The following is a 14,244-nucleotide window of genomic DNA, read 5'->3' on the forward strand; positions in this document are numbered from 1 at the left end:
GCCCAAATCGGTGAGGACGACATGGCACACCACGACCACCCCGACCACGAAGTGGTGGAGCAGTTCCACCCGACCAGCGGGCGGGTGACCGGCTGGCTGACCGTGGTCCTGGCCGGTGCCGTCGTGGTGGCCGGGCTGGCCTACCTCGACGACGGTTTCCCGCCGTGGGTGTTGGCGGCCGGTCTGCTGGTGGGGGTCCTGGCCTGGGCGGCGATGCTGCGCCCGGCGCTGTGGGCGACCCGCGAGCACCTGGTGATGCGCAACCTCGCCGACACCGTCCACATCCGGCTCGCCGCCGTCGAGGAGATGGCCGTACGCCAGGTGCTGGCCGTGCGGGCCGCCGACCGGCGCTTCGTCTCCACCGTGGTGGGGCGCACGTGGCGCAAGACCCTCCAGTCGCGCCACCGTCCGGGCGGCACGGACACCGGCGCAGCGCTGGCCCCCACCGAGGGCATGCACTACGCGGACTTCGTGGAGAACCGGCTCCACGACCTGGTCGACACGGCGCGCTCGAGGGCCGGCGTCCGGCCCGGCTCGACTGAGCAGCTCGCCCTGCCCGACGCCGTACGCCGCCAGCGCGACTGGCTGCCGGTCGGGCTGATCGCGGCCGCCGTGGTGCTGCTCGTCGTGTCGTTCTTCCTCTGACGGCTCAGCCGGCGAACCTCGCCTCGAGCCCGTCGAGGATCAGCACGAGGCCGTGGTCGAACTCGTTGCCGTACTGGTAGTCGCGCCCGACGATCTGCTCCGCGACCATCTCGGCCAGGTGCGGGTACAGGTCCGTGATCGGGCCGAGGTCCTCGACGAAGTCCTCGGCGGACTCGCCGGGCTGGAACGGCAGGTTCACCTCGGTGAGCACGAAGCCGTACGTGTAGGCGTCGAGCACCGAGAAGGCGTGCGCGGCCAGCGCGACGGTGAAGCCCGACGCGCGCAGGCAGCCGATGACGGCGTCGTGGTGGCGCAGCGTCGCGGGACCGGGGGTGCGGCGCGACTCGATGAGGCCGAGGCCCCACGGGTGCGCGGCCAGGACCGTACGCGCGGAGTGCGCGCGCCGCTCCATCTCGGAGCGCCAAGGGCCTGAGGCCGAGGGCGCGTCGATGCGGTCGAAGACCCAGTCGGCCAGCCCGTCGAGCAGCGCGTCCTTGCTGGCGACGTGGTGGTAGAGCGACATCGCCTCCACCTCGAGCTCGCGGCCCACGCTGCGCATGCTCACCCCGGCCAGCCCCGACGCGTCGGCCACCCGGCTGGCCGCGTCGATGACGCGCTGCGTCGACAGTGCTGGTCGAGGGGGAGGTGGTCTGGACACGGTGCGCTCCTGGATTGGCGGACTTACAGGCGTAAGGCTACTCTGACGGCATCCTGACTTACAGGTGTAAGGCACAGATTGAGGGAATGACGTGAAGGCAGCAGTCGTGGAGCGGTACGGCCCGCCGGAGATGGTGTCGGTGGTCGACCTCCCGGACCCGGTCGCGGGCACGGGCCAGCTGCTGGTGCGCGTGCACGCCACGACCCTCAACTCCGGCGATGCCCGCATCCGTGGGTCTGTCTTCCCACCGGGATTCGCCGTGCCGGGGCGGCTCGCGCTCGGCCTCCGCGGTCCGCGTCGGGCGGTCCTGGGCGTGGCCTACTCCGGCGTGGTCGAGGCCGTGGGCGCGGGCGTGACCGGGGTGTCCGTCGGCGACGAGGTCTGCGGGATGACCGGCGCCCGCATGGGCGCGCACGCCGAGCTCGCCGCCGTACGCGCCGACCGGCACTGCGCCAAGCCTGCCGAGGTCAGCCACGAGCAGGCCGCCGCGATCCTCTTCGGCGGCAGCACCGCCCGGCACTTCCTGCGCGACCTGGTCGGCCCGGGGAAGCGCGTGCTGGTCAACGGCGCCTCGGGCGCCGTCGGGACCGCCGCCGTCCAGCTCGCCCGTCTCGCGGGCGCCCACGTCACCGGCGTGTGCAGCGACCGCAACGCCGACCTGGTGCGCTCGCTGGGCGCCGACGAGATCGTCGACCACGCCCGGCACCGGGTCACCGAGCTGACCGAGACGTACGACGTGGTGGTGGACACCGTCGGCAACCTCGACCGGCGCTCGGGTCGCCGGCTGCTGACGCCCGACGGCGTCGTGGTGCTCCTGGTGGCCGGACTCGCCGACCTCGTCCTCGCGCGCGGCAACGTCCGTGCGGGCGTCTCCTCGGAGGACCCGGAGAACTTCGCCTGGTGGCTCGACCGGATCGCTACCGGCGAGGTGCGGGCGGTCGTCGACCGCACGCTGCCCCTCGCCGACATCGTCGAGGCGCACCGCCTCGTCGACTCCGGGCGCAAGGTGGGCAACCTCGTCCTCGTGCCCTGACGCGGTGGCTCAGCCCCCGAAGACCGCGCCCCGGAGGTCGGCCTTGATGGCGTCGAGGCGGCCGGCAGCCGAGATCCGGGCAGCGTCCACACCGCCGTCCTCGTCGGTGCCGACCGGGATCACCACCTCGAGGTAGCACTTGACCTTCGGCTCGGTGCCGCTCGGGCGGACGATCACGCGGGCGCCCTCGGCCAGGGTGTAGCGCAGGCCGTCAGTCGGCGGGAGCTGGGCCGAGCCCTGCGAGAGGTCCTCGACCTTCTCGACGGCGAGGCCGCCGAGGGTGGTCGGGGGAGTGGCCCGTACGCGCTCCATCGTGGCCGGGATCTGGGCCAGGTCGTCGAAGCGCACGGAGAGCTGGTCGGTGGCGTGGAGGCCGTGTTCGTGCGCGATGTCGTCGAGGAGGTCGGTGAGCCCGCGGCCCTCGGCCTTGGCCGCGGCGGCGAGCTCGCAGACCAGCAGCAGCGCCGAGACGCCGTCCTTGTCCTTCACGTGCTCGGGGTCGCAGCAGTAGCCGAGCGCCTCCTCGTAGCCGAACGCCAGGTCCTCCACGCGGCCGATCCACTTGAAGCCGGTGAGCGTCTCCTCGTGCGGCTGCCCGGCGGCTGCGGCCATCTTGCCCAGCAGGCTGGAGGACACGATCGAGTTGGCGTACGTGCCGGTGGCCCCGCGGGCGATGAGGTGGCTGGCCAGCAGGGCGCCGACCTCGTCGCCGCGCAGCATCCGCCAGCCGTGGGCGTCGGGCACGGCGACTGCACACCGGTCGGCGTCGGGGTCGTTGGCCACGACCAGGTCGGCCCGCTTCTCCGCCGCGAGCGCCATCGCGAGGTCCATCGCGCCCGGCTCCTCGGGGTTGGGGAAGGAGACGGTCGGGAAGTCGGGGTCGGGGTGCTCCTGCTGCTCGACGATGAACGGCGCGTCGAACCCGGCGGTCTCGAGCACCTGCGCGACCGTCGTGCCCCCGACGCCGTGCAGCGGCGTGTAGACGATCGTGAGGTGGCGCGGGCCGTCACCCGCGAGTCCGGCGACCGTGTCGAGGTAGCGGTCGACGATTTCCTCGCTGACGACCTTGCCGGCGTCGCCGCGCGGCAGGTCGGCGACGTCGCCCACGGCGGCGATCCGGTCGGCGATCTCGCTGTCGGCGGGCGGCACGATCTGGCTGCCGTCGCCGAGGTAGACCTTGTAGCCGTTGTCCTGCGGCGGGTTGTGGCTGGCGGTGACCATCACGCCGGCCGCGCAGCCGAGCTCGCGGATGGCGTACGCCAGCAGGGGCGTCGGCAGCGTACGTGGCATCACGAGCGCCTTGAGGCCGGCGCCGGTCATGATCTCGGCGGTGTCGCGGGCGAAGACGTCGGAGTTGTGGCGGGCGTCGAAGCCGATGACGACGGATCCGCCGGCGTGGCCGGTGTCCTTGAGGTACGCCGCCAGCCCGGCCGCCGCGCGGGTGACCACGACCCGGTTCATCCGGTTGGGGCCCGCGCCCAGCGCACCGCGCAGACCGGCCGTGCCGAACTCGAGCGTGCCGGCGAAGCGGTCGGCCAGGTCGGTCTCCTCGCCGCGCTCGGCGGCCGCGACGATCGCGTCCAGCTCGGCACGCGTCTGCTCGTCGGGGTCCTGGGCGGCCCAGGCGCGGGCCTGCTCGATCAGCTCGGTCTCGGCGGTCATGGCCGCACGCTATCCCGGTCCATTGTCGGTCGGCGCTGGCAGGATCTGACCATGATCGACCACCTGGGCATCAACTGCACCGACCTGCCGCGAGCGGCGGCCTTCTACGACCGGGTCCTCGGCGTGCTGGGTCATCGCCGGGTCATGGACGTCGGCGTCGCCATCGGCTACGGCACCGAGGGCCCCGACTTCTGGATCAGCACCTTCGACGACGTCGGTCCCAACCGGGAGGTGCACGTGGCCTTCAGCGCCCCCGACGCGGCGACCGTACGCGCCTGGCACGCCGAGGCGCTGGCTGCCGGGGCGGAGTCGCTGCACGAGCCGCGGCTCTGGCCGGAGTACCACCCGGGCTACTACGGCGCCTTCGTCCGCGACACCGAGGGCAACAACGTCGAGGCCGTCTGCCACACCGGCGACTCCTGACCGGGCTAGCGTGTGCGGGTGCCAGCCGTCGTCCTCTCCGTCAATGCCGGCCTCGCCGAGACCATCCCCGGCCTGAAGCGCCCCACCGGCATCCGCAAGCGGCCGGTCGACCGGATCGAGGTGCGGGACCCCGGCCCCAAGCGTGGCGGCCTCGGCAGCGGTGTGGTCGACGACCACATCGGGAGCCGCAAGCACCACGGCGGCGAGACGCAGGCGGTGTACGCCGTCGCGCGCGAGGAGCTCGACTGGTGGGGTGACGAGCTCCAGCGGGCGCTGGCCGACGGGATGTTCGGGGAGAACCTCACCACCAGCGGACTCGACGTCGACGCGGCCGAGGTCGGTGAGCAGTGGCGGGTCGGGGAGACCCTGCTCGAGGTCTGCGGACCGCGGGTGCCGTGCGCGACCTTCGCCAAGCACATGGCCGAGCCCCGGTGGGTGAAGCGGTTCACCGAGCGCGGCCGCACCGGTGCCTACCTCGCGGTCCGCGAGCCGGGCGTGATCGCGCCCGGCGACCCGGTCGAGGTCAAGCACCGGCCCGGGCACGGGCTCACGGTGCCGATGTTCTTCCGGGCCGCCATGGGGGACAAGGACCTCGCCCGGGAGTTCCTCCGGGCCGAGGTCCTCCCGCAGGTCGAGCACGACTGGCTCGCCTCGCGGGTGTGACCGGCGGTCAGGAGAGCGCGGCCACCGCGGCGTCGTAGTCGGGCTCGACGCCGATCGCGTCGGTCACCTGCGTGTAGAGCACCTTGTGGTCGGCGTCCAGCACCACGACGGCGCGGGCGAGCATGCCCTGCCAGCCGCCGTCGGCCATCGCGACGCCGTAGTCCTGGCCGAACGAGGACCGGAACGCCGAGCCGACCTCGACGGCGTCGATGCCCTCGGCGCCGCAGAAGCGCGCCTGTGCCAGCGGCAGGTCGACCGAGACGTTGACGACGGCGGTGTTGTCGAGGCCGGCGGCGAGCTCGTTGAACTTGCGCACGCTCGCCTGGCACACGCCAGTGTCGATGCTGGGGAAGATGTTGAGCACCACGCGCTTGCCCGCCGCGTCGGCGTCGGTCACCTGCTGGAACTTCAGTCCCACCAGGTCCCAGCCGGGTGCCTGCGAGCCGACCGCGGGCAGCTCGCCGACGGTGCTGACGGTGGTGTCTCCGAGTTGTGTGGTTGCCATGCGGTCAAACCTATCCGGATGGCGGGCACGCCTAGAGTCGGCCCATGGCCTCACAGAACCGGACCACCGTGATCGTCGACGTGCTGCGCGACGCGTTCGCCCCGCTGATGCGCGCTGATCCGGCCGCCTTCCGCGCGAAGTACCGCAAGATGGCGGCCGACCCGCATGCGTTCTACCGCGGCTCGGCCTGCCTGTTCTTCCACGACGTGACGGGGGAGAAGGAGGCCTGGGCCGACCACGGCGCCGAGCGGATCTGGATCCACGGCGACCTGCACGTGGAGAACTTCGGCACCTACCTCAACTCCGACGGTCGGCTGGTCTTCGACATCAACGACTTCGACGAGGCGTACGTCGGCCACTTCACGTGGGACCTCCAGCGCTTCGCGGCAAGCCTCGCGCTCGTGGCGTGGCAGAAGGCGCTGCCGGAGGACGCGATCCGCAAGCTGATCGCCCGCTACGTGCGGTCCTACCTCGCCCAGGTCAACCACTACGTCGCCTCCGACAACGACGACGACTTCGAGATCCGGCTGGACCGCGCCGAGGGCCCGGTGCTGACGGCGCTGGTCGAGGCGCGATCCATGCGCCGCGCCGACCTGCTGGACGACATGACGGTCTTGACGAAGGGCGTACGCCGCTTCGCCGAGGGCGGTGGCGCCCGCCGCCTCAAGCGTGAGGAGCGCGCCAAGGTGGTCGCCGCGTTCCGCGCCTACCTCGACACGATCCCGGAGTCCAAGCGCTTCGACCGCGACCTCTTCTACGAGCTGCGGGACGTCGTCGGTATGTCCGGCTTCGGGATCGGCAGCGCCGGCCTGCCGGCGTACAACGTGCTGGTCGAGGGCTACAGCCAGGCCCTGGACAACGACGTGGTGCTCAGCATGAAGCAAGCCAACATCCCGGCGCTGAGCCGCTTCGTCGACACCGGCGAGGTCGATGCCTACTTCGACCACGAGGGGCACCGTACGGTCGTCAGCCAGCGCGCGCTGCAGGTGCACACCGACCCGTTGCTCGGGCACACGAGCATCGACGGGGTCGGCTACGTGGTCTCGGAGATCTCGCCTTACGAGGTGGACCTCGACTGGAGCGAGATCAACGAGCCCGAGGACATGCGCTCGGTCGTGGACCTGCTCGGGCGCGCCACCGCGAAGATCCACTGCGCCTCCGACGAGGACAGCCAGCAGGACCTCGTCGACTTCGACGTCGAGGCGGCGATCGCGAAGTCCCTCGAGGGGCGACGCAACGAGTTCATCACCTGGCTGTGCGACTGGGGCATCGCGTACGCCGTCCGCGTGCGCGAGGACCACGCGCTGTTCGTCGACGCCTTCCGTGAGGGTCAGGTCGGGATCGCAGCCACGTAGGCACCGTCCTGACCCCGCCGGAGGGCGCGAGATCAGGCGTCGATGTGCGACATGTCGCCGTAGCGGTCGCCGGCGACGGCGTCGCGCGGCACGGCCTGCTCGAGCGCGGCGAGGTCGTCGGCGTCGAGCCGCACGGCGACGGCGCCGACGTTCTCCTCGAGGTACTTCACGCGCTTGGTGCCGGGGATGGGAACGACGTCCTCGCCCTGGGCGAGCACCCACGCGAGCGCGAGCTGGCCGGGGGTGCAGTCCTTCGCCGCGGCGATCTCGCGGACCTTGTCGACGAGGACGAGGTTGGCGTCGAGCGCCTCGCCCTGGAAGCGGGGGAAGTACTGCGAGCGCCGGAAGTCGCGCTCGCCGTCGGCGCCACTGTCCGAGCTGATCGCACCGGTGAGCAGGCCGCGTCCGAGCGGGGAGTACGGCACCAGGCCGATCCCGAGCTCGCGCAGCACCGGGAGGATCTCGTCCTCGAGGTCGCGGGTGAAGAGGGAGTACTCGGTCTGGAGGGCGGTGATCGGGTGGACGCTGTGGGCCTTGCGGATGTTGGCCGCGGAGGCCTCCGACAGCCCGAGGTGGCGGACCTTGCCGACCTCGACGAGCTCCTTCATGGCGCCGACGGTCTCCTCGATCGGGACCGACTTGTCGACGCGGTGCTGGTAGTAGAGGTCGATGTGGTCGACGCCGAGCCGCTGGAGGGAGGCGTCGCAGGCGGAGCGGACGTAGCCGGGGCTGCCGTTGACGCCGACCCGGGTGCCGTCGGGGAGCCGCTCGTTGCCGAACTTGGTGGCGAGCTGGACCTCGTCGCGACGGTCCTTGATCGCCCGGCCGACGAGCTGCTCGTTGGTGAAGGGGCCGTACATGTCGGCGGTGTCGAGGAACGTGACGCCGAGGTCGAGCGCGCGGTGGATGGTGTCCGTGCCGCCCTGCTCGTCGGGCGTGCCGTAGAACTCCGACATCCCCATGCAGCCGAGGCCGAGGGTGCTCACGGCGAGCGGGGAGGCCGTGCCGAGGGTGCGCTGTCCGATGTCTGGTGTGGTCATGTGCCCCACCCTTCGCCTTCGAGCGCGCTCCAAGTCAAGCGCCCGGTGCGACCGTGTGCTCGTAGAGCGCGATCTTGTGGTCGATGGCGCGCAGGTGGGAGGAGACCTCGGCCAGCTGGCGCTCGACGAGCTCGCGGTGCGCGAGCAGCAGCTCCAGGCGCTCGGCCTCGTTGCCCTCGCCGTCTCGCACGAGCGCGGCATAGCGGCGTACGTCGCGGATCGGCATGCCCGTGGCCCGCAACCGGGTCACCATCTGGATCCAGCGCAGGTCGTCGTCGGTGTAGCGGCGGTGGCCCGACGAGGCGCGCTCGACGGAACGCAGCATCAGCCCATCACGCTCGTAGTAGCGCAGGGTGTGGGCCGTCAGGCCGGTCTGCTCGGCCGCCTCGGCGATGCTCAGGCTCGTCACCCGGCCAGTGTCCGCCTTGGAGTGCGCTCCAAGTCAAGCCTCGTCAGGCGAGCGCCGGGCGGTGGAACCGGGCGAGCGCGTAGGGGCCGCCGACGTGCTCGGCCTCCGCCTCGTCGTCGGGACCGGGCTGGACCCGGTCGGCGAAGTCCTCGGCGTCGTCCTGCGGCTCGTAGCCCAGTCGGCGGCCGGGCTCGAGGTCCCACCAGGCGCGGGTGTTGGCGCTGATGCCGTAGAGCACGGCGTAGCCGGGGGAGGGGGCGGTGAGCGCCGCCTCGACCATGCGTACGCCGTCGCCGTGGGAGAGCCATGTCGAGAGGCCGCGCATGCTGGCGGGCTGCTCGAGGAACGAGCCGATCCGGCAGCAGACCGCATCGATGGCGTGCCGGTCGGCGAAGAGCCGCAGCAGGGCCTCGGCCGCGACCTTGGCCACGCCGTAGTAGGTGTCCGGCCGGGGCTGAGCCTGCTCAGTGAGCTCGCCGTCGGCGCGCGGGGTGCGGCCGACCGCGTGGTTGGAGGAGGCGTACACGATGCGCGGCACCCGGTGGGCGACCATCGCGTCGAGCAGCGCAGCAGTGGTGATCACGTGCGACTCGAGCGCGTCGGGCAACGAGGCCTCCTCGGGCAACCCCGCGAGGTGCACGACGGCGTCGAGCCTGCCCCCGGTGGACAGAGCGGCGAACACCGCAGCAACGGCATCGGCGTCGGTGCAGTCGGCCTCGTGCCAGGGCAGCAGCGCCCCCTCGGGAGCCGGCACCAGGTCCAGCCCGACGACCTCGTGGCCCAGGTCGGTCAGGCCGACGGTCACCACCCGGCCGAGGCTGCCGGCGGCACCGGTGACGAGGACGCGCATCAGACGCGTGCGACGACCTGGCTGAGCAGGCCGCCCATCCGGCTGGCGGCGGCCTTGCCCGCCTCGAGCACCTCGGAGTGGTCGAGCGGCTCGCCGCTCAGGCCGGCGGCGAGGTTGGTGACCAGGCTGATGCCGAGGATCTCCATGCCCGCCTCGCGGGCCGCGATGGCCTCGAGGGTCGTGCTCATGCCGACCAGGTGGCCGCCCATGACGCCGGCCATCCGGACCTCGGCGGGCGTCTCGTAGTGGGGGCCGGGAAACTGGACGTAGACGCCCTCGTCGAGGCTCGGGTCGATCTCCTGGCACAGCGCGCGCAGGCGCGGGCTGTAGAGGTCGGTGAGGTCGACGAAGTTGGCGCCCACGATCGGGCTCGTGCCGGTGAGGTTGATGTGGTCGGAGATCAGCACCGGCTGGCCGGGCTGCCAGCCCTGCTTGAGGCCGCCGCACCCGTTGGTCAGCACGATCGTCGAGCAGCCGGCGGCGGCCGCCGTACGGATCGGGTGGACGACAGCTGCGACGCCCTTGCCCTCGTAGAAGTGGGTGCGCGAGAGGAAGACCAGGAGGTTGCGGTCGCTTCCCCCGGAAACAGCACAGCGGATGGAACGGATCTTGCCGCTGTGGCCGACGACCGCCGCGGCGCTGAAGCCCGGCAGGTCGGTCGTGTCGATCTCGGCCGTGGCCTCGCCGAGCGCGTCGACGGCCGGGAGCCAGCCCGACCCGAGGACGAGGGCGATGTCGTGGCGCTCGACGCCGGTCAGCTCGGCGAGCTTCGCGGCTGCGGCCTGGGCGGCGTCGTACGGGTTCTGGTCGCTCATGGGCGGCACTCTAGGGCCAACGGCGGGACAGGTCAGAGGCCGGTGGAGCGGCACGAGCGCCGCCGCAGGGCGTGGACGTAGTCCTCGGGAGCACCCGCCGCCTCGGCGGCGTCGGCGAGCACGCCGAGGTAGGACGCCGACGGCAGCCCGCCCTCGTACGCGTCGAGCACGTAGGCCCAGACGAGCATCGGCCCGGTCATCGTCTGCACCCGCACCTTGGTCTTGCGGTAGAGCCCGCTGTCGGCGGCCTCCCAGCCGTCGAGCTCGCGCTCGTCCTCGGGCGTGACGTCGTACACCGCCACGAAGACCTGCTCGAACGGGTCCTGGACGATCGTGGACAGCGCCCCGTCCCAGCCGTGCTCCTCGCCACCGAAGGTCAGCCGCCACCCGGTCAGCCAGCCGGTCGACTCGAGGATCGAGTGCGGGCAGCGCTCGCTCATCCGGGCGGGATCGAGGTTCGTCCCGTAGGCGGCATAGAGCGTCACGAGCGACAGGCTACCGAGCCGCGGTCCCGCTGTTCCCCTCGCGCGGCGGACAACTAGGCTGGGGGCGTGACCGACACGCACTTCGACACCCTCGTCCTCGGCGCTGGCCCCGGTGGCTACGTCGCCGCGATCCGCGCAGCCCAGCTCGGCCAGAAGGTGGCCGTGGTGGAGGAGAAGTACTGGGGAGGTGTCTGTCTCAACGTCGGCTGCATCCCCTCCAAGGCTCTGTTGAAGAACGCCGAGCTGGCGCACACGCTCCAGCACGAGAAGGCGAAGTTCGGCATCGAGGGCGACGCCACCATGGCGTTCGGCCCGACCCACAAGCGCAGCCGCGACGTGAGCGCCGGCATCGTCAAGGGCGTCCACTTCCTGATGAAGAAGAACAAGATCACCGAGATCGACGGCTGGGGCACCCTCACCGGTCCGACCGGGATCGACGTCGACAAGGACGGCACCAAGGCGTCGTACACCTTCGACAACCTCATCATCGCCGCCGGTGCGACGGTGCGACTGGTCCCCGGCGTCGAGCTGAGCGAGAACGTCGTCACCTACGAGGAGCAGATCCTCAACGACCAGCTCCCCGAGTCGATCATCATCGGCGGCTCCGGCGCGATCGGTGTCGAGTTCGCGTACGTCATGGCCAACTTCGGCGTCGACGTCACGATCGTGGAGTTCCTCGACCGGATGGTCCCGACCGAGGACGCCGACATCTCCAAGGAGCTCGCCAAGCACTACAAGAAGCTCGGCGTGAAGGTGCTGACCTCGACCGCGGTCAAGAAGGTCGAGGACACCGGCTCCGGCGTCAAGGTCACCGTCGCCCCCGCCGCGGGTGCCAGTTCTGATGGGCAGAGCGAGCAGGTCCTCGAAGCCGGCAAGTTCCTCGCCGCCTTCGGCTTCGCCCCGCGCGTGAAGGGCTTCGGCCTGGAGAACACCGGCGTCAGCGTCTCCGAGCGCGGCGCGATCGAGATCGACGACTTCGGCCGCACCAACGTCGACAACGTCTACGCCATCGGCGACTGCACCGGGAAGATGATGCTCGCCCACGTCGCCGAGGCGATGGGCATCGTCGCCGCGGAGACCATCAACGGCGCCGAGACGATGCCGGTGGCCTTCGACTTCGTCCCGCGCGCGACCTACTGCAACCCGCAGATCGCGTCGTTCGGCTACAGCGAGGCCCAGGCCAAGGAGAAGGGCTACGACGTCAAGACGGCGTCCTTCCCGTTCAGCGCCAACGGCAAGGCGATGGGCCTCGGCGAGCCGATCGGCTTCGTCAAGGTCGTCGCCGACGCCGAGCACAACGAGATCATCGGCGCGCACATGATCGGCCCCAACGTCACCGAGCTGCTGCCGGTGCTGACCATGGCTCAGCAGTGGGACCTCACCGCCGACGAGGTGTCCCGCAACGTCTTCGCGCACCCGACCCTGGGTGAGGCCGTCAAGGAGGCCGTCCACGGGATCGCCGGCCACATGATCAACTTCTGATGGCCGACCACATCGTCATCATCGGCGGAGGACCCGGCGGCTACGAGGCGGCCCACGTGGCCGCACAGCTCGGCGCCGAGGTCACGATCGTCGACACCGACGGTGTGGGCGGGTCCGCGGTCCTCACCGACTGCGTGCCGAGCAAGACGCTGATCGCCACGGCCGAGCTGATGACCGACATGGGCACCGCGCAGGAGCTCGGGGTCAACTTCCACGACCACCAGGGCGACGCGGCCACGTCGATCTCGGTCGACCTGGCGCGGGTCAACGCCCGCGTGAAGCAGCTCGCCGCCGACCAGTCGTCCGACATCGCGGCCCGCCTGGACCGCGACGGCGTACGCGTCGTGACGGGTCGTGGCCGGCTCGGGCCCGACCTCACCGTCGTGGCCACCACCGAGTCGGGCGAGGAGACGCTGCAGGCGGACGCGATCATCGTCGCGACCGGCGCGGCTCCCCGCACCCTGCCGAGCGCCCAACCCGACGGCGAGCGGATCCTCACATGGGAGCAGGTCTACGACCTGACCGAGGTGCCGGAGAAGCTCATCGTGGTGGGCTCGGGCGTGACCGGGGCCGAGTTCGCCAGCGCCTACCTCGCCCTCGGCATCGACGTGACCCTGGTCAGCAGCCGCGACCGGGTGCTGCCCGGCGAGGACGCCGACGCCTCCGCGGTGCTCGAGGACGTGGCCACGCGACGCGGCATGCACGTGCTCGCAGAGTCCCGGATGCAGTCGGTGACCCGCGACGGCGACACGGTGACGGTGACGCTGACGGACGGACGTACGGTCTCGGGCAGCCACTGCATCCTCGCGCTCGGCTCGGTCCCCAACACCGCCGACCTCGGGCTCGAGGACGCTGGCGTGGCCACCGGCGATGGCGGTTTCATCACCGTCGACCGGGTCTCGCGTACGTCCGCGCGCGGCATCTACGCCGCGGGCGACTGCACCGGCGTGCTGATGCTGGCCTCGGTCGCGGCGATGCAGGGCCGCATCGCGATGTGGCACTTCCTCGGTGACGCGGTCTCGCCCCTGGACCTCAAGAAGGTCTCGTCCAACGTCTTCACCTCACCGGAGATCGCCACCGTCGGCTGGTCGCAGCAGGCCGTCGACGCCGGCGAGATCGTGGCCGAGGTCGTGATGCTGCCCCTGGCCGGCAACGCCCGCGCCAAGATGCAGGGCGTGCGGGACGGCTTCGTGAAGCTCTTCTGCCGCCCCGGAACCGGCATCGTCGTCGGGGGAGTGGTCGTCGGGCCGCGCGCCTCCGAGCTGATCCACCCCGTGTCGATCGCGGTGGCCGAGTCGCTCACGGCCGACCAGCTGGCGCACGCGTTCACCGTCTACCCGTCGCTGAGCGGCTCGATCGCCGAGGCCGCACGGCGGCTGCACCGGGTCTGACCCGGCCCTCCGGGCCCGGGCCGGGCTGGCAGGCGGGGCACCACCACGTACGCCGGTTGGCGGTGTCACCCGGCACCTCGGCGACCACGCTGATCGGTCCGCGACACCGTCGGCATCCCTGCCTCTGCCGGCCGGTCACCCAGTGGTCGTCGCCGCGGACCGGCGACCCGGTCGTGACCTGGTAGGCGCCGTCGACGGTCGCGGAGTGCCGCAGCATCGTCGCGGCGCGCTCGACGAGTCGCTCGACGTCCACACCGCGGATGGGCGTCCACGGGCTGACGCCGGTCAGGAAGGCGAGCTCGTTGGCCCAGAGGTTGCCGAACCCGGCGACCGATCGCTGGTCGAGGAGCGCGGTGACGAACGGTCGCTCCGGCTCGGCGGCCAGCCGGCGTACGGCCTCGCCGGCGTCCCAGTCGTCGCGCAACGGGTCGGGACCGAGGTGCCCGACCAGGTCGTGCTCGCGGTCGGTGGGCACGAGGTCGAGGTCGTGGAGGCGGATGCCGTGGACGACCCGGTCGTCGTCGAGGGTCCACACCAGGCGTACGTGCGGCTGGAGCTTGGCCGGGAGCCGCTTGCCGGGTCCGAGCGTCGACCACGAGCCGTCCATCCGCAGGTGGCTGTGGAGCGTCGCCGGTGGCGACGAACCGACCGCGCCGAGCCGGGTGAGCAGGTGCTTGCCGTGGGTGTCGTGGCCCAGCACCGCACGGCCGGCGACGTCGCGGGTGGCGAGGCGAGGCGTACGGAAGTCGGAGCGGGTGACCGTGTGGCCGGTGAGCTGCCGGTCCAGGCGGCGGGCGAGCTTCCAGACGCTGTCTCCCTCGGGCACCC

General features: G+C 71.7%; 16 protein-coding genes. 7 read left to right on the forward strand and 9 right to left on the reverse strand.

Annotation, left to right across the window (positions count from 1 at the left end):
* Nucleotides 1-21: 21 nt before the first annotated feature.
* Nucleotides 22-645 carry a hypothetical protein gene (locus EUA94_RS09575; RefSeq protein ID WP_129426652.1) on the forward strand — a complete coding sequence of 208 codons (624 nt, stop codon included), beginning with the start codon at nucleotides 22-24 and terminating at the stop codon, nucleotides 643-645.
* Between the two features lie 4 nt (nucleotides 646-649).
* On the opposite strand, the gene EUA94_RS09580 is transcribed toward EUA94_RS09575, so the two are convergent.
* Nucleotides 650-1,303, reverse strand: a complete 654-nt coding sequence (locus EUA94_RS09580; protein ID WP_242494770.1) for a TetR/AcrR family transcriptional regulator — start codon at nucleotides 1,301-1,303, stop codon at nucleotides 650-652.
* Between the two features lie 91 nt (nucleotides 1,304-1,394).
* Here EUA94_RS09580 and EUA94_RS09585 point away from each other — a divergent pair, with 91 nt between their 5' ends.
* Nucleotides 1,395-2,336, forward strand: coding sequence for an NAD(P)-dependent alcohol dehydrogenase (locus EUA94_RS09585; RefSeq protein ID WP_129426653.1), 942 nt, complete (start codon nucleotides 1,395-1,397; stop codon nucleotides 2,334-2,336).
* 9 nt (nucleotides 2,337-2,345) lie between these two features.
* On the opposite strand, the gene EUA94_RS09590 is transcribed toward EUA94_RS09585, so the two are convergent.
* Entirely contained in the window at nucleotides 2,346-3,998 is a 1,653-nt protein-coding gene (locus tag EUA94_RS09590; protein WP_129426654.1) for a phospho-sugar mutase, read from the reverse strand.
* 51 nt (nucleotides 3,999-4,049) lie between these two features.
* On the opposite strand from EUA94_RS09590, the gene EUA94_RS09595 reads away from it, so the two are divergent.
* The gene (locus tag EUA94_RS09595; protein ID WP_129426655.1) at nucleotides 4,050-4,421 is read left to right on the forward strand and encodes a VOC family protein; all 372 of its coding nucleotides are present in this window, start codon (nucleotides 4,050-4,052) and stop codon (nucleotides 4,419-4,421) included.
* An 18-nt stretch (nucleotides 4,422-4,439) separates the two neighbouring features.
* The gene (locus tag EUA94_RS09600; protein ID WP_129426656.1) at nucleotides 4,440-5,084 is read left to right on the forward strand and encodes an MOSC domain-containing protein; all 645 of its coding nucleotides are present in this window, start codon (nucleotides 4,440-4,442) and stop codon (nucleotides 5,082-5,084) included.
* A gap of 7 nt (nucleotides 5,085-5,091) precedes the next feature.
* Here the strand turns inward: EUA94_RS09600 and tpx are convergent, their stop codons facing one another.
* A complete protein-coding gene (gene tpx / locus EUA94_RS09605) occupies nucleotides 5,092-5,589 on the reverse strand; it encodes a thiol peroxidase (RefSeq protein ID WP_129426657.1) in 498 nt (165 codons plus the stop codon).
* Nucleotides 5,590-5,633: 44 nt separating this feature from the next.
* On the opposite strand from tpx, the gene EUA94_RS09610 reads away from it, so the two are divergent.
* A complete protein-coding gene (locus EUA94_RS09610) occupies nucleotides 5,634-6,944 on the forward strand; it encodes a DUF2252 domain-containing protein (RefSeq protein ID WP_129426658.1) in 1,311 nt (436 codons plus the stop codon).
* Nucleotides 6,945-6,976: 32 nt separating this feature from the next.
* Here EUA94_RS09610 and EUA94_RS09615 read toward each other — a convergent pair whose 3' ends face one another.
* The 5 genes from EUA94_RS09615 to EUA94_RS09635 are packed head-to-tail and all read right to left on the reverse strand — an operon-like array spanning nucleotide 6,977 to nucleotide 10,543.
* Nucleotides 6,977-7,984 carry an aldo/keto reductase gene (locus EUA94_RS09615; RefSeq protein ID WP_129426659.1) on the reverse strand — a complete coding sequence of 336 codons (1,008 nt, stop codon included), beginning with the start codon at nucleotides 7,982-7,984 and terminating at the stop codon, nucleotides 6,977-6,979.
* A gap of 34 nt (nucleotides 7,985-8,018) precedes the next feature.
* Entirely contained in the window at nucleotides 8,019-8,393 is a 375-nt protein-coding gene (locus EUA94_RS09620) for a MerR family transcriptional regulator (RefSeq protein ID WP_129426660.1), read from the reverse strand.
* Between the two features lie 43 nt (nucleotides 8,394-8,436).
* Nucleotides 8,437-9,243, reverse strand: coding sequence for an NAD-dependent epimerase/dehydratase family protein (locus tag EUA94_RS09625; protein ID WP_129426661.1), 807 nt, complete (start codon nucleotides 9,241-9,243; stop codon nucleotides 8,437-8,439).
* The gene (locus EUA94_RS09630) at nucleotides 9,243-10,058 is read right to left on the reverse strand and encodes a purine-nucleoside phosphorylase (RefSeq protein WP_129426662.1); all 816 of its coding nucleotides are present in this window, start codon (nucleotides 10,056-10,058) and stop codon (nucleotides 9,243-9,245) included. The genes EUA94_RS09625 and EUA94_RS09630 overlap by 1 nt, the downstream gene beginning before the upstream one ends.
* A gap of 32 nt (nucleotides 10,059-10,090) precedes the next feature.
* Entirely contained in the window at nucleotides 10,091-10,543 is a 453-nt protein-coding gene (locus EUA94_RS09635; protein WP_129426663.1) for a gamma-glutamylcyclotransferase, read from the reverse strand.
* Between the two features lie 66 nt (nucleotides 10,544-10,609).
* On the opposite strand from EUA94_RS09635, the gene lpdA reads away from it, so the two are divergent.
* Nucleotides 10,610-12,025 (forward strand): dihydrolipoyl dehydrogenase, encoded by a 1,416-nt coding sequence (gene lpdA / locus EUA94_RS09640; protein ID WP_129426664.1) that lies wholly within the window; start codon nucleotides 10,610-10,612, stop codon nucleotides 12,023-12,025.
* On the forward strand, nucleotides 12,025-13,416 hold the full coding sequence (locus EUA94_RS09645) for an NAD(P)H-quinone dehydrogenase (protein ID WP_129426665.1): 1,392 nt from the start codon (nucleotides 12,025-12,027) through the stop codon (nucleotides 13,414-13,416). The genes lpdA and EUA94_RS09645 overlap by 1 nt, the downstream gene beginning before the upstream one ends.
* Here the strand turns inward: EUA94_RS09645 and EUA94_RS09650 are convergent.
* The gene (locus EUA94_RS09650) at nucleotides 13,352-14,242 is read right to left on the reverse strand and encodes a DNA-formamidopyrimidine glycosylase family protein (RefSeq protein WP_129426666.1); all 891 of its coding nucleotides are present in this window, start codon (nucleotides 14,240-14,242) and stop codon (nucleotides 13,352-13,354) included. The two genes, EUA94_RS09645 and EUA94_RS09650, sit on opposite strands and share 65 nt — an antisense overlap.
* Between the last annotated feature and the right edge of the window lie 2 nt (nucleotides 14,243-14,244).

The organism is Nocardioides zhouii (assembly GCF_004137345.1).
In the GTDB taxonomy this organism is placed as follows: domain Bacteria; phylum Actinomycetota; class Actinomycetes; order Propionibacteriales; family Nocardioidaceae; genus Nocardioides; species Nocardioides zhouii.